Annotated in this window: 22 protein-coding genes; 11 read left to right on the top strand and 11 right to left on the bottom strand. The window is 62.5% G+C overall.

Going from position 1 to position 19,861, the window contains the following annotated elements; translation table 11 throughout:
• The first annotated feature begins 6 nt into the window (after positions 1-6).
• Both J4G38_RS09945 and J4G38_RS09940 read left to right on the top strand, forming a co-directional pair.
• Positions 7-933 carry an AraC family transcriptional regulator gene (locus tag J4G38_RS09945; RefSeq protein WP_210516599.1) on the top strand — a complete coding sequence of 309 codons (927 nt, stop codon included), beginning with the start codon at positions 7-9 and terminating at the stop codon, positions 931-933.
• 102 nt (positions 934-1,035) lie between these two features.
• Positions 1,036-1,554 (top strand): transposase, encoded by a 519-nt coding sequence (locus J4G38_RS09940; protein WP_210516601.1) that lies wholly within the window; start codon positions 1,036-1,038, stop codon positions 1,552-1,554.
• A 153-nt stretch (positions 1,555-1,707) separates the two neighbouring features.
• Here the strand turns inward: J4G38_RS09940 and J4G38_RS09935 are convergent, their stop codons facing one another.
• Positions 1,708-2,634, bottom strand: coding sequence for a bestrophin family protein (locus J4G38_RS09935; protein ID WP_210516603.1), 927 nt, complete (start codon positions 2,632-2,634; stop codon positions 1,708-1,710).
• A 176-nt stretch (positions 2,635-2,810) separates the two neighbouring features.
• On the opposite strand from J4G38_RS09935, the gene J4G38_RS09930 reads away from it, so the two are divergent.
• Entirely contained in the window at positions 2,811-3,764 is a 954-nt protein-coding gene (locus tag J4G38_RS09930) for a bifunctional helix-turn-helix transcriptional regulator/GNAT family N-acetyltransferase (RefSeq protein WP_210516604.1), read from the top strand.
• Positions 3,765-3,906: 142 nt separating this feature from the next.
• Positions 3,907-5,109: an MFS transporter gene (locus J4G38_RS09925; protein ID WP_210516606.1), complete on the top strand. Its 1,203-nt coding sequence runs from the start codon at positions 3,907-3,909 to the stop codon at positions 5,107-5,109.
• Between the two features lie 3 nt (positions 5,110-5,112).
• Here J4G38_RS09925 and J4G38_RS09920 read toward each other — a convergent pair whose 3' ends face one another.
• From J4G38_RS09920 to J4G38_RS09900, 5 genes are all read right to left on the bottom strand, one after another.
• Positions 5,113-5,400, bottom strand: a complete 288-nt coding sequence (locus J4G38_RS09920) for a hypothetical protein (RefSeq protein WP_210516608.1) — start codon at positions 5,398-5,400, stop codon at positions 5,113-5,115.
• 99 nt (positions 5,401-5,499) lie between these two features.
• Entirely contained in the window at positions 5,500-6,363 is an 864-nt protein-coding gene (gene rfbD, locus J4G38_RS09915) for a dTDP-4-dehydrorhamnose reductase (RefSeq protein WP_210516610.1), read from the bottom strand.
• A gap of 22 nt (positions 6,364-6,385) precedes the next feature.
• Positions 6,386-7,237 carry a TIGR03915 family putative DNA repair protein gene (locus J4G38_RS09910; protein WP_210517004.1) on the bottom strand — a complete coding sequence of 284 codons (852 nt, stop codon included), beginning with the start codon at positions 7,235-7,237 and terminating at the stop codon, positions 6,386-6,388.
• A 93-nt stretch (positions 7,238-7,330) separates the two neighbouring features.
• Entirely contained in the window at positions 7,331-7,594 is a 264-nt protein-coding gene (locus J4G38_RS09905) for a hypothetical protein (RefSeq protein WP_210516612.1), read from the bottom strand.
• Positions 7,595-7,601: 7 nt separating this feature from the next.
• Positions 7,602-8,870 (bottom strand): putative DNA modification/repair radical SAM protein, encoded by a 1,269-nt coding sequence (locus J4G38_RS09900; protein WP_210516614.1) that lies wholly within the window; start codon positions 8,868-8,870, stop codon positions 7,602-7,604.
• Between the two features lie 215 nt (positions 8,871-9,085).
• On the opposite strand from J4G38_RS09900, the gene J4G38_RS09895 reads away from it, so the two are divergent.
• Positions 9,086-10,969 carry a BamA/TamA family outer membrane protein gene (locus J4G38_RS09895; protein WP_226163332.1) on the top strand — a complete coding sequence of 628 codons (1,884 nt, stop codon included), beginning with the start codon at positions 9,086-9,088 and terminating at the stop codon, positions 10,967-10,969.
• 233 nt (positions 10,970-11,202) lie between these two features.
• On the opposite strand, the gene J4G38_RS28950 is transcribed toward J4G38_RS09895, so the two are convergent.
• Entirely contained in the window at positions 11,203-11,658 is a 456-nt protein-coding gene (locus J4G38_RS28950) for an energy transducer TonB (RefSeq protein ID WP_210516618.1), read from the bottom strand.
• A 383-nt stretch (positions 11,659-12,041) separates the two neighbouring features.
• On the opposite strand from J4G38_RS28950, the gene J4G38_RS09885 reads away from it, so the two are divergent.
• Genes J4G38_RS09885 through J4G38_RS09865 form a run of 5 tightly spaced genes read left to right on the top strand, consistent with a single transcriptional unit; the run spans position 12,042 to position 14,703 of the window.
• Positions 12,042-12,377, top strand: a complete 336-nt coding sequence (locus tag J4G38_RS09885; protein ID WP_210516620.1) for an ArsR/SmtB family transcription factor — start codon at positions 12,042-12,044, stop codon at positions 12,375-12,377.
• A gap of 60 nt (positions 12,378-12,437) precedes the next feature.
• Positions 12,438-12,974, top strand: a complete 537-nt coding sequence (locus J4G38_RS09880; protein ID WP_210516622.1) for an ArsI/CadI family heavy metal resistance metalloenzyme — start codon at positions 12,438-12,440, stop codon at positions 12,972-12,974.
• A gap of 35 nt (positions 12,975-13,009) precedes the next feature.
• A complete protein-coding gene (locus J4G38_RS09875; protein ID WP_210516624.1) occupies positions 13,010-13,540 on the top strand; it encodes a GNAT family N-acetyltransferase in 531 nt (176 codons plus the stop codon).
• A gap of 45 nt (positions 13,541-13,585) precedes the next feature.
• Positions 13,586-14,017, top strand: a complete 432-nt coding sequence (locus J4G38_RS09870) for an arsenate reductase ArsC (RefSeq protein ID WP_210516626.1) — start codon at positions 13,586-13,588, stop codon at positions 14,015-14,017.
• Positions 14,014-14,703, top strand: coding sequence for an MIP/aquaporin family protein (locus J4G38_RS09865; RefSeq protein WP_210516628.1), 690 nt, complete (start codon positions 14,014-14,016; stop codon positions 14,701-14,703). Before J4G38_RS09870 ends, J4G38_RS09865 begins: the two co-directional genes overlap by 4 nt.
• A 240-nt stretch (positions 14,704-14,943) precedes the next feature.
• Here the strand turns inward: J4G38_RS09865 and J4G38_RS09860 are convergent, their stop codons facing one another.
• From J4G38_RS09860 to J4G38_RS09845, 4 genes are all read right to left on the bottom strand, one after another.
• Positions 14,944-16,395, bottom strand: a complete 1,452-nt coding sequence (locus J4G38_RS09860) for an OmpA family protein (RefSeq protein WP_210516630.1) — start codon at positions 16,393-16,395, stop codon at positions 14,944-14,946.
• Positions 16,396-16,619: 224 nt separating this feature from the next.
• Positions 16,620-17,360 carry an SDR family oxidoreductase gene (locus J4G38_RS09855; protein ID WP_210516632.1) on the bottom strand — a complete coding sequence of 247 codons (741 nt, stop codon included), beginning with the start codon at positions 17,358-17,360 and terminating at the stop codon, positions 16,620-16,622.
• 92 nt (positions 17,361-17,452) lie between these two features.
• Entirely contained in the window at positions 17,453-18,355 is a 903-nt protein-coding gene (locus tag J4G38_RS09850; protein WP_210516634.1) for a helix-turn-helix domain-containing protein, read from the bottom strand.
• Positions 18,356-18,657: 302 nt separating this feature from the next.
• Positions 18,658-19,095: a hypothetical protein gene (locus J4G38_RS09845; protein ID WP_210516636.1), complete on the bottom strand. Its 438-nt coding sequence runs from the start codon at positions 19,093-19,095 to the stop codon at positions 18,658-18,660.
• Between the two features lie 117 nt (positions 19,096-19,212).
• Here J4G38_RS09845 and J4G38_RS09840 point away from each other — a divergent pair.
• Positions 19,213-19,861: CvfB family protein (locus J4G38_RS09840; RefSeq protein ID WP_226163330.1), on the top strand; the 649-nt coding region annotated here is incomplete at its 3' end.

Raw genomic sequence — 19,861 nt, 5'->3', positions numbered from 1 at the left:
CCACCCATGCCCTCCCGCGTTCATTTGCCTGCTGCCGTGGCTCCCCTTGCGTTGGAGCGCCTGCATTCCCTCATTGAAAACCGGACCGTGTATGCGCTCGAAGGCTTCGAGCTGAACATTTTTGAAACCCACCGCGCCGCCCACCGCGTGCCCTTGCGCCTCGAAGGACTGGCCCTGACCACCATGCTGCGCGGCAAAAAAGTAATGCACCTGCCCGGCCGCGCCGCCTTCGACTACCTGCCCGGCGAATCGGTGGTGGTGGACAAGGATGAGCTGATGGAAATCGACTTCCCCGACGCCTGCCTCTGCCAGCCCACGCAGTGCCTGGCCGTGGCCATCGCGGCCGATACCATCCGCCACACCGTGGACATGCTCAACGAGCGCTACCCCAGGGCCGAACCCCACCAGCCCTGGGCCATCGAAGGCCCCGACTACGCCCACCTCACCAATACCCCGGAGCTGACCGACACGCTGGGCCGCCTCGTGGCCGTGTCGCGCACGTCCGACGTGAACAAGGACGTGCTGGCCGGCTTCACTTTGCAGGAACTGCTGGTGCGCCTGATGCAGACGCAGGCCCGCCAGCTCATTTTCCACGACTATGCCCGGCACCTCACCACGCACCGCTTCGCCGCCGTGGTGGGCTACATCAAGGACCACCTCGCCGAAAACCTCACCATCGACAAGCTCAGTGCGCTGGCCTGCATGAGCAAGGCTACGTTCTTCCGTGTGTTCAAGCGCGAGTTCGGCCTCACGCCGGTCGAGTTCATCATCAAGGAGCGGCTGAGCGAGGCCAAGCGCCTGCTGCGCCACCCGCTGGCCAGCGTAGCAGAAGTGTGTTTGCGAGCGGGTTTCAACAATATGTCGTACTTCCAGTCGCTGTTCAAAAAGTACGAGGGCGTGACGCCGGGAGCATATAAAAGGAACATCATGTAGGAACGCGCCGTGGCGCGTTCGGCGCCCGCGCCGATAGGGGTATTGGCGACCGTTCAACGATTGAACGCGCCATGGCGCGTTCCCACATGCCGTTCCCACATTATGGCGCACAAAGACCAGAAACAATTCCGCCTGCCAACACACAACTATGGGCGGAGTGGGGTGTATTTCATCACCATTTGCGTCTTGAACCGCACTCCAGCCTTTGGCAACATCACGAATGGCCAGATGGCACTTTCGCAAATCGGCGAAACGGTGAGCCGGTACTGGCAGGGGATTCCGACGCATTACGTCTTGGCCCGGTTAGACCAATGGGTTATCATGCCCGACCATTTCCATGGTCTTTTGATTTTGAAACCCAACGGGAATGACTCCCTTACAAACCAGGAAGATGCTACACCAGCGGGCTTGCGGCCATTGCGACCAGCCTCCGTGCCCGCTATTATCAACCAGTTCAAGGGCAGCGTCAAGCGCTGGTGCAACCAGCATGGCTACGAAGATTTTGCCTGGCAATCCCGCTATCACGACCACATCGTGCGCAACGTGGAAGCCTTGGGAAATATCCGGGAATACATCATCCGCAACCCCAAAAACTGGGACCCGGATAAAATAGACTGGTAGGAACGCGCCCTGGCGCGTTCGGCGTCCGCGCCAGGGGATACTGTTCAACGATTGAACGCGCCATGGTGCGTTCCCACAATACCGTTCCCACAATACCGCTCAACGATTGAACGCGCCATGGCGCGTTCCTACACGCCGCTCCCATATACGCCGTTAAAACACCACGCTGTACGGCGCATCGGCCAGGCCGCGAATGTCCTCGTGCAGCTCGACGTGCAGAATTTCGTGCACATTGGCCCGGATGCGGTTTGCCATTTGGGTGAGCGGGAGGTCGTTGCTGTCTTTGCCGAACGGGTCCTCAATTTCGTCGCCAATCATCTCCACGCCCAGCAGCGCGTAGGCCCCGAACATGGTGATGGGCACCGTCAGCCACTGGTAGGTATCGAGCAGGTTGAACGGCATTATCAGGATGAATACCGAGATGAACCCCTTGATGAAATAGCTGTAGGAGAACGGAATGGGCGTGGTTTTGATGCGCTCGCAGCCGCCCGCCACATCCAGCAGGGCCTCGTGGTGGCGCTGGATGGTGATGAGGTGCGTGGGTAGTAGCACTCCCGCCGCCACCAGCTGCTCATAGAACTCCTGAAGCAATGCGGACAGGCACGAAGGCACATGCCAGGCCTGTTGCAGCTGCGCGATGAAACCGGCCTGCACTTCCTCCAGCTTGTCGAACCGCACGCCGTGGCGCAGGTGGCCGTCGAGAGCAATGGGGAAGTTGGAAAGCAGTCGGGCGAAGTAGGTGCGGTTGGAATAATCGTCGGCGGGCAGGCGGGCGTGGAGCAGCACGGCCAGGTTGCGGCAGTTGTTCACGAGCTGGCCCCAGAGGCGGCGGCCCTCATAAAACCGGTCGTAGGCCGTGTTGGTCCGGAAGGCCAGCAGCAGGCTGAGCATAATGCCCAGGAAGGAGAAAAACTCCTTGTCGACGGCCACGTTCATCCGTTCGAACCGGATGACGCCGGCCGTGACCACCGCGGCGTAGAGGCCCACGAACAGCACCCGTTTCAGCAGCAGGCGGATAATGGCCGAGGAGCCCAGGTGGCGCAGGGCCTCCCACCAATCGGTCGATTTGTAAACAATCATAAGCGTAACGGCGGCCCGTGAGTAAGGTTCCGCTCGCCAAAAGTACGCTTCTGTCCGGCCGGGCAGCGCCATACTTTTCCTGAGCGCGACTTCAAAAGCAGGAATCAATGAGTCAAACATCCCAATTTTTTTTATATTTGTAAGTACTTACGTAAGTTAGTGGTTTATCTTTACTCATGGATTTATTTGAGCAATTGGGGCCAACGGCCCTGGGAAGCCGGCTGCGCCGGCTAAGCGAGCTGATGACCGGGCAGGCAGCCGAGGTGTATTCGCTCTACAACATTCCATTTGAGCCGCGCTGGTTTCCGGTATTCTATGCCGTGGCGGCCCAGCCGGGCCAGCCGGTGGGCGAAGTCGCCAAAACCGTGGGCCACACCCATGCGGCCGTGAGCCAGGTGGTGAAAGAGCTGGCCCGCCACGGTCTGGTGCAGGTGCAGCGCACCGACGGCGACCTGCGCCGCAGCGTGCTGACGCTTACCGAGGCAGGCGCCAACTTGTGGCCCGCCCTGCAAGAACAGGCCCTTGACGTGCGCCAGGCCACCGAAGAGCTGCTGGCCGATACCCGCCACAACCTCTGGCTGGCCATCGGGGAGATGGAATATGCGCTGTCGCGCCGCAGCCTGGCCAGCCGCGTGAAGGCCGTGCGCGACCAGCGCGTGGCGGCCGGGGTGCACCTGCTGGACTACGCGCCGCAGCACCAGCCCGATTTCAAGCGGCTTAATGTGGAGTGGATTGAGCAGCATTTCGAGGTGGAGGAAACCGACCTGAAATCCCTCGACCATCCCGACGAATACATTCTGCAGCGCGGCGGGCACATTCTGCTGGCTGAATACCAGGGGCAAATTGTGGGCACCTGCGCCCTAATCAAAATGGAGGACGACACCTTCGAGCTGGCCAAAATGGCCGTTTCACCTGCCGCGCAGGGCTTGCGCATTGGCCTGCGGCTGGGCGAGGCAGCCCTGCTGAAGGCGCAGGCCCTGGGCGCCCGGCGCGTGTACCTGGAAAGCAACACCAAGCTCAAACCAGCGCTCAGCCTGTACCACAAGCTGGGCTTCCACAAAACGGTGGCCGGCCAGCCCTCGCCCTACGAGCGCTGCAACATTCAAATGGAGCTGATTTTCCCGGGCTGATGCCTTGGATAGGCGCTGCGCCAAGGGACAGGCAGCGGCGGGGAAGCAGAGGGGGGCACCGCGTATTTATCGCAACCATCGGGCGCGTTGGCCTGTTGCAGAGCCTCATGTTTGCGCGGCCTTCGGTTACGCACCCGTCCTCATGCCCGAGCTAGCCACCGCCACCATTCCCTTACCCGCCCGCCCCGCCGCCCAGCTCAGCAATGCGCTGGTGTGGCTTATGGCCCTCACCTGCGGCCTGGTGGTGGCCAATATTTACTACAACCAGCCGCTGCTGGCCGCCATCGGCCGCACGTTTCACCTCTCGGATAGCAGCGCCAGCCTGGTGGCCACAGCCACGCAGGTGGGCTACACGCTGGGCATGCTCTTCGTGGTGCCGCTGGGCGACAAACTGGAGCGCAAGCGCCTGATGCTCCTCCTGCTGCTGGGCGCGGCCGGGTGCCTGGCGGGGGCGGCTTTCGCGCCCAGCTTTGGGGTGCTGGCTGGGGCCAGCGTGCTGCTGGGCATCTGCTCGGCGGTGCCGCAGCTGCTGCTGCCCATGGCCGCCCACCTGGCCCCGGAGGCCGACCGGGGCCGCATTGTGGGCCGCATCATGAGCGGGCTGTTGATTGGCATTCTGGTGTCGCGCACGGTGAGCGGCTACGTGGGCGCGCACCTGGGCTGGCGGGCCATGTTCGAAATTGCGGCCGGCCTGATGCTGGCCCTGGCGGCCCTGCTGGCCTGGCGGCTGCCTACCGACCAACCGGCCTTCGCGGGTTCCTACGGTTCGCTAATGAAGTCCCTCCTGACCCTGATGCGGGACCTGGCCCCGCTGCGGCAGTCGGCGCTGGTGGGCGGGTTCCTGTTCGCCTCGTTCAGCGTGTTCTGGACCACGCTGGCGTTTTTTCTGGAAAGTCCGGCCTACCATTCTGGTAGCGACGTGGCCGGCTTTTTTGGGCTGATTGGGGCCTTTGGGGCCCTGGCCGCGCCATTGGCGGGCAAGGCCGCCGACACGCGCGGGCCCAGCTTCGCCATTGCCATCGGCATTGGGCTGGTGCTGGTGGCCTACGTAGTACTGGGCCTGGGCGGCTTCCACCTGGCCGGGCTGGTGCTGGGCGTGGTGCTGCTGGACGTGGGCGTGCAGGCGGCTCACATCTCCAACCAAACCAAGATTTTCTCCTTGGTGCCCGAGGCCCGCAGCCGCCTCAACACGGTGTACATGACGGGCTATTTCACGGGCGGCTCCGTGGGCTCGGTGGCCGGTGGCCTGGCCTGGACGCACGGCGGCTGGCCGGGCGTGTGCCTGCTAGGGGCCGGTTTTGCGGGCGCGGCGTATGTGGTGAGCCGGTTTTATGGGCGCGGGTAGGGCTTATTTCGAAGTCGAAACCGCATCCCACGAATACCGGTCTACCTCAGTCGAACTAAATGGTTTGTGAATGCCGATGATATTCACCGGCATGGCATCCCGGGTCTGGAAGCGCACGGTCACGCTGCCATCGGCATTTACGGGCACCAAGCCGTAGCTGCAGCCGGCCACAGGCAGGGCCGACGCAGCTGCGGCAGCCTCCGGCATAAGCTTGATTTCCTTCATTACCAGCACCAATAAGCAGGCGGCGATAATGGTAAGAACGGTTTTGGTGTACCAATCAGTTGTCATGGCAGCGAGCTGGCAATGGTTAGTGGCTGGCGCAAAATAAGCCCCCACCGGCGAACCAACGGGGGCTCTCAATCGCAGGTCGAACCAAGCGCATCTCAGCTATTCGGCCGCAGCCAAACGGCCCAGGCATATCTGCAGGCTGGTGCGCCAGTGCGGAATGGCCACGCCCAGCTGGGCTTTGGCCTTGGTCTTGTCCATGACCGAAAACGGCGGGCGGGTGGCTTTGGTGGGGTATTCGGCGGTGCGGATGGGCGTGGTTTTGACCGTCGTGCCACTCAACTCGAAGATGGCGGTGGCGAAATCGTACCACGAGGTCAGGCCCTCGTTGCTGTAGTGGTAGAGGCCGAATGCCTGGCTCTGGGTGTCGATGAGGTGCAGGATGCAGCCGGCCAAATCGATGGCGTAGGTGGGCGTGCCCAGCTGGTCCCAAATCACGCGCAGCTCGTCGCGCTCACGGCCAAATCTGAGCATGGTTTTCACGAAATTGCCCGCAAACTCGGAGTAGAGCCAGCTGGTGCGCAGGATGAAATACCGGGCCGTGTGGGGCGGAATCACCTGCTCGCCTTCCAGCTTGGTGAGGCCGTAGGCACTAATGGGTGCGGTTTCGTCGGTTTCGAGCAGGGGCTGGTTGCCGGTGCCGGCAAACACGAAATCGGTCGAAATCTGGATGAGAATGGTGCCGTACTCGCCGCAGAGCCGGGCCAGGTTTTCCACGCCGTCGCGGTTAATTTTTCGGGCCAGCTCCAGCTCGTCCTCGGCTTTGTCGACGGCCGTATAGGCGGCGCAGTTGATGACGTAAGTTGGGCGGTGCTGCTCAAACAGCGCTTGGAGGCCAGCTAGGTCCAGGATGTTGGCCTGCGCTTCGGGCAGGAACTTCAGGCCCGGTGTGTTTCGCTCCTTCGCCACGTGCGCCAAGCATTGCCCCAACTGCCCGGAGGCCCCAAAAACCAGTACGCTACCCATAAACTGTGCTGCTTAATTGCTTTTATTCGGGCCGCAAGTTAGCATCGGTCGGCGGGCGCTTGTTGTCGATGGACACGAAACGCTGCTCCCGCGGCTGCTTTTCGCTGAGGTAGCGCCAGTAGCGCAGCGGCATGTGGCGGCGGTGCAGCTTCAGGTTTTTGCGCTCGGGAATGTTAACGTGGTCGAAATACGTCTGCCACAACAGCCTGAACAGGGGCTCCCGCTCGTCGAGCACGGTGGCGGAAATATCCGTTGCTTTCTGCCCGGCGGCCGGCTCAAACTGCACCACGTCGGTGCGCGTCAGGTCGTAGTACAGGCCGTAGTGGCGGCGGCGGTCGTATATCAGCCAGCGCTGGTCGGCGTAGCGCTTGGTGAAATGCGCGGCGATGAGCGGCAGCACGTCCATATCCGGCTCGATGGTGGCGTGGAACAGCTCGTCCTGGGTTTTCTCGAAGCGCACGAAGGCTTCCATGCGGTGCTTCTCGCGGAACAGTTGCTGGGCCAGGCGCTGAATGCGGCGCACGTCGGCGCTGGCGTAGTTCTCCGAAATGTCCCGGGCCATGCGCAGGGCCAAATCCACGTAGCGAAAAATGAGCAGTTCGCGCCCGGCATCTTCGCTGAGAAAAACGTGGTAAAGACGGGCACGGGCCTCGCGGTCCATCGTTTTCAATAAACCATCCCACACGCGGGCGGCCTGGGCTTCATTGGTTTCGCGGTGCGCGGGCTGGGCAAACAGGCCAGTCTGGGCCGTAGCCTCGGGCTGAATGCTGCTGGGAGCTGCCCGCCAGTCGTACACCGTGAACAGCACCGTGAGCAGGCCCTCGAAGGTGCCGTCGTAGGTGTAGTCGCGCGGCGGGGCCGTGAGGACGGGCACGCCAACGCGGCGCGGCTGGTTCACCTCACGGGCCCCCTCCGGGGCCGCCCCCCTCTCCGCGGGAGAGGGGGGCTGGGGGGGTGAGGTGTCCACTTACGCCGCTTGCTGGCTCTGCTCGCCTTGGCGCGCCTGGTTGCGGGCGCGGGCATCGTCGTGCAGCTGGCGCACCAGCGGCATCAGCTCGCTGATGCGGCAGCAGCACGAGAGGCGGGCAACTTTGTCGGAAGGCGCCACGAGGCGCGCGGGCTGGCGATGAATGACTTTCATGACGGAGAAAAAAATGTCATTTTGCACGCCGCCCAGGCTGCTGGTTGGCAGCTTGAGCCGGCCTTGGGGGAAAAAAGCGTCGGGTTGCATAGCAGGGTTAAGAGGCTTGGGCGAATAAATCGAGCTGCTGCGTGACCAGGGCCGAGCGCACCGAGCCGGCCCCGAACAGAATCTGGCGGCGCACCTGCTGCTCGCTCAGCTCGCCGATGATGGGCTGGTGCTCGCCCTGGCAGGTGAGAAAGAATTTGGCTCGTTTCAGCACCACGCCTAGCTGGCGCAGGGTTTCCAGGTTGAGGGTGGCGAAGCGGCGGGCAGCCACGATGCGCTTGGCCGAGCGGGTGCCCACGCCGGGAATGCGCAGTATCATTTCGTACTCGGCTGTGTTCACATCCACCGGGAAAACATGGCGGTTGCGCAGGGCCCAGGCCAGCTTGGGGTCGATTTCGAGGTCGAGATGCGGGTGCGCCGGGTCGAGGATTTCGTCGGCCTGGAAGCCGTAGAAGCGCATCAGCCAGTCGGTCTGGTACAGGCGGTGCTCGCGGATGACGGGCGGCTGCGTGACCTGCGGCAGGCGGGCGTCGTCCGTCACCGGAATGTAGCCGGAGTAGTACACCCGCTTCAGCCCGTAGCCCTGGTAGAGCGAGTCGGTGAGCTTGATAATCTGTAGGTCCGTTTCGGTGCTGGCCCCCACGATGAGCTGCGTGCTCTGGCCGGCGGTGGCGAAGGCCGGCACCTTTTTGAACAGCGCCTTTTCCTCCTTATTCTGAATAATGCCGTCCCGAATCTGGGCCATTGGCGTCAGGATTTCCTGGTAGTTTTTCTCCGGCGCCAGCGTGGTCAGGGCCAGCTCCGAGGGCAGCTCAATGTTCACGCTGAGGCGGTCGGCGTACAGGCCGGCTTCCTGAATCAGTTCCTCGCTGGCGCCGGGAATGGTTTTGACGTGGATGTAGCCGTTGAACTTGTGCTCGGTGCGCAGCTTTTTCGCAATGCGCACGAGGCGCTCCATCGTGTAGTCGGGGCTGGAGAAAATGCCGGAGCTCAAAAACAGCCCTTCGATGTAGTTGCGGCGGTAGAAGTTGATGGTGAGGTCCACCACTTCGTCCACGGTGAAGGCGGCACGCTTCACGTCGTTCGAGCGGCGCGACACGCAGTAGGCGCAGTCGAAAATGCAGTGGTTGGTGAGCAGAATCTTGAGCAGGCTCACGCAGCGGCCGTCCTCGGTGTAGCTGTGGCAAATGCCCATGCCTTCGGAGTTGCCGAGGCCTTTATTCTCATTCTTGCGCTTGCCGCCACTGCTGCTGCACGAAGCATCGTACTTCGCGGCATCAGCTAATATGCTTAGTTTCTCTTGAATGCGCTCGTTCATGTGGCAGGACTTGCTTTCGGGCTTAAAAGTAGTGATAAACGGCCAAATAGGTACAATACATTAAGCTAATTTTTTTGGTAAAAGTTTCTTTTTGCTTACTAATCATTCTCAGCAGCTGTGCTGGCCGTGCAACTGTGGCCCGTTGCTGCGGCTCCTTTTCGTACTTTGCGGCGTTGCGTCTTATTATGAGCTTTCGAGGTTATTTTCTGCTGCTAATGGTGTTCCTTGGCCTGCTGGCTGGGCCTACCCAGGCGCAGACCTTTGACCCGCGCACGGCCGTGCCGCCCGACTCGCTGCACGCCCGCGAGGAAATCCTGCCGCACCGGGCCGACTCCCTGCGCCAGCGTTTCGACGAGCAGCGCATGATAACGCGCCTGCAAGCCTACACCCGCCGCAAAACCATTGCCGGCCGGACGGCGTCGGCGCTGCTCAACTTCACCAAGCGCAAGGAAGAGCAGGCCGGCCTCGACGCCGTGCTGCTGGACCGGCAGTTTGACCGCCACAACTTCAAGATTGTGCGCCGCATCGACATCCGCACGCTCGATGCCTTCGGCTACAGCCTCACCGACTCGACCCGGCAGCCGCGCACTTTCCTCGAAAAATCGGGCAACGCGCTGCACATCAAAACCTCGCGCTCGCGGGTGCGGCAGGTGCTGCTGTTCCGGCCCGGCCAGCCCCTGCAGCCCCAGGCCCTGGCCGAATCGGAACGCCTGCTGCGCCAAACCCCCGAAATCCTGGACGCCCGCGTGCTGGTGAACGAAGTCACCACCACCCGCGACAGCGTCGACATTGAGGTGCTCACCACCGACGTGTTCAGCATCACGGCCGGCATCGAAGTGGGCACGCCCACGGCCGGCCTCATCACCTTCGGCGATGACAACTTCCTGGGCCAGGGCCACCAGCTTGCCAATTCTTATCGCTACGGCCGCGACCTGCCCCAGGCCTGGGCCTACGAAGGCAGTTACACGGCCCCGTTTCGCCACTTTGTGTACGCCCAGGCCCGCTACCGCAACGAGTTCAACTACCGGTCGGGCGGGGCATCCGTGAAGCGCGATTTTTACTCGCCCAGTGCCCGCTACGCCGGTGCCCTCAGCCTCGACAGCTACTCCCAGAACGTGGCCCTGGCCGCCCCGCCCGAGGGCCAGCCCTACGTGTACTATCCGCTGCGCTACTTCGTGCAGGACGCCTGGGTGGGCCGCTCCCTGCGCCTGCGCTCCTACGACCTGGGCTACGAAAACCCCGGCCGCATAATCGTTGCCGCCCGCATCTACCGCACCGAGTACAGCGCCATTCCGACGGTGGACTACCGCCCCGGCACCCTGCTGCTGGGCACGGTGGGCTACTCGGTGCGCCGCTACTATAAGGACCGGTACCTGTTCGGCTTCGGCCGCACCGAGGACGTGCCGACGGGCACACTCATCAGCTTTACGGCGGGCTACGACGTGAACCGCGTGATACCGCGCCGCTATTTTGATGCCCGCATCGCGGCGGCCAGCTTCAGCACCCGCAGCGGCTACCTGTACGCGGCCGTGGACCTGAGCGGCTACCAGCGCCTCGATGCCGGCCGGGATTGGGAACAGGGCCTGCTGGGCACCGAGCTCACGGCGTTCACCAAGCTCTACCATTTCGGCAACTGGCAGTACCGGCATTTTCTCACTAGCAAAGGCACCATCGGCATCAACCGCCGGCCGGGCGAAAACCTGCAGGGCATCAACAACGAGCGCGGCCTGCGGGGGTTTTCCTCGTCGGCGCCCATTCTGGCCACCAGCCGCTTCGTGCTTAATTACGAAACCACGGTGTTTACGCCGCTTTCGCTGCTGGGCTTCCGGCTGGCCACCATTGCCTTCGCCGACGCGGCCTGGGTGAGCGACCGGCCCACGGGAGGCACCCCGTTTGCGGGCGCGCCTTACACGGCTTTCGGGCTGGGACTACGCTTCCGCAACGAGTTTACAGCCCTGCGCACCTTCCAAATCCTCGTCGGCTACTACCCCCGCGGCCTCACCGCCCCCAACGGCGTGCGTCTTTTCGAAACGGCCCGCGAAACCGTCACCTTCAACGATTTTGGCCTCGGCTCGCCCGGCACCGCGCAATACCAATGACAGGTCGGGCCAACCCGTCATTGCAAGGAGGCACGACGTAGCCTCCGCAGCACAGCGCAATTACTCCGGCCCGTTCCCAACAAGCAGCCATCCATCGGGTCAAGCCCTTTCCCGGAAAGCAAAAAGCCCCGAATCCACTCAGATTCGGGGCTTTTTGCAGTGTGAGGCATTCAACAGGAACAGGGCAGATTAGCTGCGCGGCGCTCGCAATAGCAGGCTGGGCCGCTGCTCCCCTACCGGTCCGAAGTGAAGGAAATGGGCACGGTGCAGGCCACGCGCACGGGCTGGCCATTGGAGCGGGCGGGCTCCCAGGGCGGCATCAGCCACACCAGGCGCAGGGCCTCGTCGTTGAGGCCGTTGCCGGGGCCGCTCACCACGTGCGCGTCCTGCACTTTGCCTTGGGCACTGAGAATAAAGTTGACGAAGACCCGGCCCGAAATGTGGCGCTGCAAGGCCTGCTGGGGGTAGCGTATGGACTTGCTGAGGTACGCGGCAAAGGCTTTGTCGCCGCCCATAAACTGGGGCCGCACTTCGGGATTGATGAACACCGAATCGGGCTTGATGGCGGCGGCGGTAATCGGCGTGCCGTTTTGTGCGGAGGCGTTGGGGCCGGTTTGGGCCTGGCTCTGGCCAGTGGCCAGCAGCCCCAGCAAGCCTACGAATGGGAGAAAGCGTAGCGATTGATTCACGAGCAAGGGAATAATAGAGAGTGGAGAGAATAAATAGCGAACTAGTGGGGTGGCTTTTAAATCAGTAACAAACTAAAGATACGTAAGGATAATTTAAATTGTCTTTTCAGCAGAAAAATAAATTTCCAATGTTGAGCTTATAACCAAATAAAAAAGCACTAGGACTACTTTGGCGTTTGTTTGAACATTGCATTGCGGCATTTCACGCCGCATTTATCGCCTGCAAAAGTACGTGCGTTTGGCACTTTTAATGTTTCCGGGAGTTTATTATTTTTTGTCATATTATTTAATTATTTCAAGATTTTTCAGTAACCACTGCCTGACTCTTTAAAAAATAGCCTACCTTTACAATCGTTAATCGACGATAAACAAAATCCGTATTTATGGCTGCTCACAAACGCGAACAGTTCACCCCGGCCGAACAGCAAATTGCCGTCATCGCTAAGGCGCTGGGGCATCCGGCGCGGGTGGCCATCCTGCGGCTGCTGGCCCAGCGCCAGTCGTGCGTGTGCGGCGAGCTGGTGCTGGAATTACCCATTTCGCAAAGCACCGTGTCGCAGCACCTCAAGGAACTGAAAGCCGCCGGGCTGGTGCAGGGCGAAGTGGACGGGCCGCGCGTGTGCTACTGCCTCGCCCCCGCCGGCTGGGCCACGGCCCGCCAACTACTCACCGATTTCCTGCACGACGTGCCGCCGGTAGCCCCCGGCTGCGCCTGCTAGCGCCGCTTGGCGGCATACTTCTACTTCGCTCCTCCCCTTTTTTACTTTCAACCCAACGCCATGGAACCTACCGTTTTCCCTCGGATGCACGTCTCGTTGTACGTGTCTGATTTGGCCGCTACGGTCAATTTCTACACCGCTTTTTTTGGGCAGCCGGCCGCCAAGATTAAGCGCGGCTACGCCAAATACGTGCTGGATAAACCCTCGCTCATCATCTCCTTCGTGGAGAACCCCGAGCGGGTGAACAGCCACTTCGGCCACCTTGGCTTTCAGGTAGAAACCGTGGCGGAGCTGGACGAGCGGCTGGCCGTGGCCCGCAAAGCCGGCCTGGTATCGCGCGAGGAAATGGGCACCAGCTGCTGCTACGCCAGGCAGGACAAGTTCTGGGTCCTCGACCCCGACGGCGTGGAGTGGGAGGTGTATTACTTCCACGAAGACGCGGAGTTCAACGACCCACGCTACCAGACCGAGTACGACGCGGCCAGCAATGGCCAGTGCTGCATTGCGCCGGCCGCCGCCGAAATCCTGACCACCGCTCCCATGGCCTTCACGCTGGCCGGGCCTGCGGCCTGCAGCCCCGGCGGCAATTGCTGCTGAGGGCGCCTTGTGCCTCCGGTCCGACACAACTTCCGATGAAACTGGAAACCATGACGGCTGCGCACTGGCCCCAGGTGCGGGCCATTTACGAGCAGGGCATTGCCACGGGCAACGCCACTTTCGCCAGCGAAGCGCCCGGCTGGGAAGAATGGGACCGCAGCCACCTGGCCCACAGCCGCCTGGTGGCTCTGGATGCCGCCGGGCAGGTGCTGGGCTGGGCGGCCCTCTCGCCCGTGTCGAACCGCTGCGTGTATGGTGGCGTGGCCGAGGTGAGCGTGTACGTGGCCGGCGCGGCGCGGGACCAGGGCGCGGGCCGGCAGCTGCTGGCCGGGCTGGTAGCCCAATCCGAAGCCAACGGCATCTGGACGCTGCAGGCGGGCATTTTTCCCGAAAACACCGCCAGCCTTCGGGCACACGCCGGGGCCGGGTTCCGGGAAGTGGGGCGCCGCGAGCGCATTGGGCAAATGCGCGGCGCGTGGCGCGACACCCTGCTACTGGAACGGCGCAGCAACGTGGTCGGTGCCGCCGTAGCCGCGCCGGAGGCACCATCGTTCCGCGGCGCGTAGCCGGCCTGTTCTTCACTCCTCTCTGGAAAAACCTTACATAGCCTGATGTCCTCTTCCCCTAATGTGCTGGTGCTGTGCACTGGCAATTCCTGCCGCAGCCAGCTGCTGCACGGCTACCTCGCCCAGCAGCTCGGCGACCGGGCCGTGGTGTATAGCGCCGGCATCGAAACCCACGGGCTGAACCCGCGCGCCGTGCGCGTGATGGCCGAAGACGGCGTGGACATTGCCCACCACACCAGCAACAACGTGGACGAGTACGCCCGTGTCCCGTTCGACTACGTGCTGACGGTGTGCGACCACGCCAACGAGGTGTGCCCGGTGTTCCCCTCCTCGGCCCAGCGGCTGCACCACAATTTCCCGGACCCGGCCAAGGCCACCGGCACCGAAGAAGAAATAATGGACCAGTTCCGGGACGTGCGCGACCAGGTGAAGGCCTATGCCCACGATTTCGTGCACGCCTACTTCGCCATGGCGTGAGGACCGTTTTGCTCCGCCATTGCCTACTGGCCGAAGCCCTGGGCACGGCCATTCTACTCATATTCGGGACCGGCGCGGCCGTGGTTGATGAGCAGACCCACGCCCTGGGGCACGGTGGCGTAGCCGCCGCCTTCGGGCTGGTGGTGCTGATACTGATTCAGGGCCTGGGCCACGTGAGCGGCGCGCACGTCAACCCGGCCGTGACCATTGGCTTCTGGGCGGCGGGGCGCTTCCCCGGCCGGCGGGTGCTGCCCTACGTGGCCGCGCAGCTAGTGGGGGCGTTCATCGGCAGCGCGCTGGTGAAGCTGGTGGCTACGCCCGGCTCCGCACTCGGGGCCACGCTGCCGGCCCACAGCGCGGGCCAGGCCTTTGGGCTGGAGCTATTCCTCACCTTCTGGCTGATGCTGGTGATTTTGCGCGTCACGTCCAGCTTCTATGAGCAGGGCTTGCTGGTGGGGCTGACCATTGCCGCCGTTGTGGGCCTGGAGGCCCTGGTGGCCGGCCCGCTCTGCGGGGCATCCATGAACCCGGCGCGCTCCCTGGCCCCGGCCTTCGTGAGTGGGCACCTGGAAGCGGCCTGGGTGTACGTGGCCGCGCCGCTGGCCGGCGTGCTCCTGGCCGTGGTGGTAGACAAGCTGTTGGAACAGCGGGTGCCCGCAGAGGCAGAAGCGCCGGCAAAGACCTAACGGACCATCATGCATTGCTGCGAGCTACAGATGGCGCGGGGTTCTGCTCCGTGCCGACTATTGGCGGGCCTCTGGCCCGCATCGCCGGAACGACTTGCGGCCTATTGTGCAACGACTGCAGGCCAGAGGCCTGCTAATAGCCGGCACGGGGCACATCGCTGCGCTCTGCATGACCTTTGACAAAAAAAGGGCCCCACCAAGCTGGTGGGGCCCTTTTTGTCAACTCCCAATTGAGCCGCGTTAGGGCTGTGGGGCGGGGGCTGGCGCGAACTCAAACCGGAACTCGACCCGCCGGTTGCGGGACATGCCCGCGGGCGTGGTGTTGGGAGCCACCGGCTCGCTCTCGCCCCGGCCTTCGGTGATGATGCGGTTGGCATCGACGCCCTTGTTGGTGAAGTAGCGTTTCACGGCTTCGGCCCGCCGTTCGGAGAGGGCCTGGTTGAACTCGTCGGTGCCGCGGCTATCGGCGTGGCCGATGATGCGCAGCTGGTAATCCGGGTGGGCTTTCATGGCCTGTGCTATCCGGTTGGCCGTGGGGTACGAGCGGCGCTCGATGACCGTGCTGTTGGTGCGGAAGCGGATGGGCACTTGCAGCTTCTGCACGGCCGAGTCGATGGCCAGTGGGCAGCCCACCGAGTCGACACGGGCACCAGCGGGCGTGCCGGGGCACTTGTCCACGTTGTCGGGTATGCCGTCGGCGTCCTGGTCAAGCACCACGGGGCAGCCGGTGGCATCTACCTGGGTGCCGGCGGGCGTGTTGGGGCACTTGTCGTTGGGGTCGGCTATGCCGTCGTTGTCGGCATCGGGGCAGCCTTTCAGCTCGGGCTTGCCGGGGGTGTCGGGGCAGGCATCTTCGCTGTCGCGCACGCCGTCGCTGTCGCGGTCAGGGCAGCCTTCGAGGGTGGCCAGGCCTTTTTCGGTGGGGCATTTGTCCTGGTAGTCGGGCACGCCGTCGCCGTCGCCATCCAGGGGGCAGCCGGTGGGGTCCACGGCCACGCCGGCGGGCGTGTTGGGGCACTTGTCCTTGCGGTCGGGCACGCCGTCGCCGTCGGTGTCTTTGGGCTTGCCGAAGGCGATGGTGAGGCCCACGGTGTGCTGCAGGTACCGGTCGTCGAACTTGTCGGAGTCACGGATGGGCTCGCCGTCGATGTTGGCATTGAGCGGAATGTGCTGGCCGGTCTGCACAAACAGCCCGATGCCATCGGAGAGGCGGAAGTTGATGCCGGCCGCCCCAAATAGGTCGAAATACGACTTATTCTCGTTCACATTGGCCCCGCGCACCTGGCCTTCGCGGCTCATGTGGACGTAGCCCGGCGCGGCCAGCAGGTAGGGCTGCACCACGGCGTCTTCCTTCAGCGCCCAGCCGTTGTTGAGCTTGAGCTTCAGGGCCAGGTCCACGTTCACCACGTTGGTGCTGAAGAAGGTGGCCGCGCTTTGGGTGCCTTTGAGCTTCACGTAGCTGCCCTGCAGGCCCAGGTCGAGGCCGGGCGACAGGTAGCGATTGATGGCAATGCCGGGGCCGTAGTAGTTGCGGTTCCACTTCCAGAAATCGGAGCCGAGGCTGCCCTTGTACTGGTAGGCGCTGCCGAACAGGCTGATGGCCGTTTTGCGGTCGGGCGTCTGGGCGTGGCTGTGCGGGGCGGCCAGCAGTGCTAGTCCCAGGGCCAGGAGGGGTGTTAGAATACGTCTCATGCAAACGAGTTTTTGGGTGAGAGAACGACCCGATTACACGATTCAGCAGGGCGCCGGGCTACACGCACAACCATTCGCTATACCCGTTGAATACCAGAAGGTTATTGCTGAGTTTAATATTAAAACGGCCAAAAGCAGGTTAGCTCCACGGTTGCGCCTCGACGGTAACGGGCCTTATTTTATTGGGAAATAAGCCGGTCAAATTGCCACGGCGAAGGGCGGCGCTAGCCTTGCGCCGTGGGGCGAACCACTATTTCGCCTATCTCCACATCGGCAGGCTGCTCGATGGCAAACGCAATGGCGCGGGCGATGGCATCGGGCGAGATGGCCATTTTGTCCCGTGAGGCTTCAATTTGGGCCTTCACCGCCGGGTTGGTCATGGATTCGGCGAAGTCCGTGTGCACGAAGCCCGGCGAAATAACGGTCACGCGCAGCTTTTCGCCGGCTTCCTGGCGCAGCCCCTCGGAGATGGCCCGCACGGCGTTTTTGGTGCCGGCATACACCGACTGGAGCGGCATAATCTTGAGCCCGGCCGTTGAAAGAACGTTGACGAACTGCCCGAAACCCTGCCGGCGAAAAACCGGCAGCGCGGCGGCAATGCCATAGAGCACGCCTTTCAGATTGACGTCAATCATGGCCTCCCAATCCTCCACGCGCAGGTCGTCGAGGAGCGAAATGGGCCCGATGCCGGCGTTGTTGATGAGGACGTCCAGCTTCCCAAACCGCTGCCGGGCCAGCTCGATGAGGGCCGCCACGTCGTCGCGCCGCGTTACGTCGGTGCGGGCGTAGGCCGCCTCGCCCCCGGCGGCCACAATGTGGTCGGCAAGCGTCTTGAGGCCCTCGGCCCGGCGGGCCCCGAGAACGACTTTCGCGCCGCGCCCGGCCAGCAGCAGCGCCGTGGCCTTGCCGATGCCGCTGCTGGCGCCCGTGATGGCGATTACCTTGCCCGTGATTCCATTTTCCATGCTGTTGCCTTTGTTGGTTTTGTTACCTCTCCTTGAGGACCACAAAGGTCGTGGCGGCAAGCCGGGCGAAATTATGCGAATCAATCAATAACTTATGAAAGCACCCCCGGCTGCCGGCGGTAGCGGTTGGGGGGCTGGCCGGTGTGCTTTTTGAAGAAGAGGTTGAAATTGGAGGCGTGTTCGAAGCCCAGGCAGTAGCCGATTTCGGCCATGCTCCAGGTGCTGTGCCGCAGCAGTGCTTTGGCCTCGTCCACCATCTTCCCGGCCAGGTGCGCGGTGGTGGTTTTGCCCGTGGTTTCTTTCAGCGCCTTGTTCAGGTGGTTGGGGTGCACGGCCAGCTGCCGGGCAAATTCATTCGCATTTTTGAGCGGCAAGGGGTGCTGCGGCGTGGCCAGCGGAAACTGCCGGTCCAGCAGCTCCAAAAAAAGAGCGCTGAGGCGGGCGGCCGAGGTGCCCGGCTGGTAGCAGGGCGCGGTGGGCGCAAGCTTCAGCGACTCGTGCAAAATCAGCTGCACATAGTTGCGCAGCATATCGTACTTGTGGACGTAGGAAGACTGCATTTCCGCCAATAATTGCTCGAAAAGGTCACTGAACCGGCCCACTGCCGCCGGCCCCGGAAACAGCACCGGGGTGCCCCCCACCCGGAACAACGGCGACCCGGCCACGCTGGTCGTTTTCAGCTGCCGGGTGATGAACTCCTCCGTAAACAAACAGGCAAAGCCCGTGGCGCTGCCCGACAGCCGCTCCCAGGAATGCGGAATCAGGGGGTTGGCAAAAACCAGGGCTGGCCCCTGCACCGCCACGCGTTGGTCGGCATACGAAATGATGCCTTGCACATTACACAGCAGCTTTATCTTGTAGAAATCCCGCCGGATGTGCGGGAACGGCCCGGCGGCCGCAAAGTCCTCAAGCCGGTACGCGCTGACCTGGCTGGCATCGGGCCGCCCCTGCCCGTACCGCTGGTAATACTCAGCGATGGTTTCTCTGGGATTCATTCCGCAAAGTTATGCCATTCAAATAGCAGTTCCACCCAAGCACCTGTCCCCGCCGAGTGCCGGCAGCTGCACGACCTGGTGGAGCGCAGGTGCTGGCGCGGCTGCGGGAAGCGGGGATGTTAACGCGATACCGCAACCCTGATTTCGCTACCGAACGGCACTCGCCTTATGCCAAGCGGCTTTTTGATTTCCTGCGAAAGCACTGCTACTACGGCTGGGAGGCGAGCCAATATGCTTGCACCCGTATCTGCTCGCCATTGACAGCAAGCAACGGCTGCCATCCCAGATGAACGTTGTATGATTTAGGCGTGTCGTTTTCTGCGGTCAGTACCACTTCCTTTCCAAGAGCCAAGGAGAGTCCTATCAAGTAATCTATACAATTGCTGATGGACAGCAAATGAATTAATATTTCGCGGGTCGATGTCGTTTTCCACCTCATCATCGCGGAAGAAATGGCACCTTATAGGCATTTCTTCCACGAAGAAGGTTGCCATAGGCATATTGGCCTGGCCGTGACCATCCCAATAGCTCTCTGCCGTTGCAAAATCAATTTGGCTGAGCCGGACGGCATCGCCATCGGTGAACGTTACGAATGTTACGCGGTAGTTCGCATTGACGAAATCAGCCCGGATTTTCCAGTCTGCCCTGCTGGCGTCCAGCACGTAGATGTCGCGCCACGAGCCGTCTGCTTCGTATACGTACTGCTGCAATTGCTCCCAGCTCACGGTTTCAATGGCCACTTAAATCATTCATCATCTACCGGAATTGAGGTGAAGGGCACAAAGCCGCTGCTGTTTCTTGTGGCTGCCGTCGCATGAACCGACCTTTGCAGCTTTACCAAATTAAATACCTCTCAGATGGCCAGCCTCCTCCTCGGCGATTACAACGACCTCGAAGTAGCCCGCGAAACCAGCATCGGCCTCTACCTCACCTCCGACGATGGCGACCTGCTGCTGCCCGAAAAGTACGTAGAGGCCGGCACCCGCGTGGGCGACATCGTGCGCGTGTTCGTGTACCGCGACTCCGAAGACCGCCTCATTGCCACCAACCTGCGGCCCCTGGCGCTGGTGAACTCCTACGCCGGCCTCACGGTGAAGGACCACGGCCCGGCCGGCGCGTTTCTGGAGTGGGGCCTGGAGAAAGACCTGCTCCTGCCCTTCCGCAACCAGCGGCGCGACCTGCGCCCCGGCGAGCGGGTGTTCGTGTACGTGTACCTCGATGAGGAAAGCGACCGGCTCGTGGCCTCCACCAAGTGGAAGCAGTTCCTCAGCCAGGAGCCCTTCCGGGGCGAGCCCGGCGACGCGGTGCGCCTGCTGGTGGCCGACGAAACCGAGCTGGGCTACCCCGTCATCGTGAACGGGACGCACCAGGGGCTGCTGTTTCACAACGAAGTGTTCCGGCCCCTGCGCCTGGGCGAGGCCCTGCCCGGCTTCCTCCGCCAGGTGCGGGCCGATGGCAAGCTCGACGTGCGCCTGCAAAAAGAAGGCTACGGCGAAGTGGAATCGG

The organism is Hymenobacter terricola (genome assembly GCF_017921975.2).
GTDB classification, from domain to species: domain Bacteria; phylum Bacteroidota; class Bacteroidia; order Cytophagales; family Hymenobacteraceae; genus Hymenobacter; species Hymenobacter terricola.
The sequence above is the reverse complement of the archived record's forward strand: the minus strand, read 5'-3'. Positions and strand labels throughout refer to the sequence as shown.